The following is an 854-nucleotide window of genomic DNA, read 5'->3' on the forward strand; positions in this document are numbered from 1 at the left end:
GTGGCCGGCGCCGTCATCACCGGGATCATCACGGCCGTGCGCCGCGATCTCCGCACGCTCGTCGTCGCGGTCGTCGTCGCCCTGGGGGCCGTCGTCACGACTCAGGTCCTCAAGGACATCCTGCTCACCCGTCCCGATCTCGGGGTCGACGGTTACGCCGGCAACTCGTTCCCGTCCGGGCATACGACGGTCGCCGCGGCATCCGCTCTTGCCGTGTTCCTCGTCTCGAGCCCGCGGACCCGCTGGCTCGCCGCACTGCTCGGCTCGGCGTTCGCGGCCGTCGCGGGCGTCTCCACGCTCGCGAACGGCTGGCACCGCCCGAGCGACGTCATCGCCGGGCTCCTGGTCGTCGCGGTCTGGGGCTGCGCGGGCGGCATCGCGCTCTGGGTATGGGGCGCATCGCCCCGCCGCCTGCGAGCGCGCGGGTCGGCACGCCGGTTCGCGGCGGGGAACGCCGACCCGGACGCGGGGACCGGTCCCCTGGCCCCGACCCGCGGAACGCCCGCGATCGGATACCGCATCCAGCTCTGGTTCGTCGTGCCGTTCTGCCTGGTCGCGGCCGCGGCGTTCCTCGTGACGTTCTTCGGCGCCTCCGGCCCGAACAGCGAGGCCGTCATCGCCTACGTCGGCGGGGTCGCGGCGATCTGCGCCGCCGGATCCCTCGTCGCGTTCGTCGCAACCCACCTCTTCGACCGCCTGCCCTGAGCTGCGGGGCGCCCGACCGGTCACGCGGTCCGGCGCGAATCGTCCGGCGCTCAGGCGCCGATCAGGACGAGTACGTGATAGACGACGTAGACCGGCCAGACGATCGCCTGGAGCAGCCCGAGGATCACACCCCAGAACGTTCCGCTCGA

Annotated in this window: 1 protein-coding gene; it reads left to right on the forward strand. The window is 73.0% G+C overall.

All coding sequences use genetic code 11. From position 1 onward, the window contains the following. Positions 1–705 (forward strand): phosphatase PAP2 family protein (locus QN357_RS19105; RefSeq protein WP_323505414.1); only part of this gene is annotated, 705 nt, incomplete at its 5' end. Positions 706–854: the final 149 nt, after the last annotated feature.

The sequence above is a fragment of the Cryobacterium sp. RTC2.1 genome (genome assembly GCF_035018685.1).
Lineage (GTDB): Bacteria > Actinomycetota > Actinomycetes > Actinomycetales > Microbacteriaceae > Cryobacterium > Cryobacterium glucosi.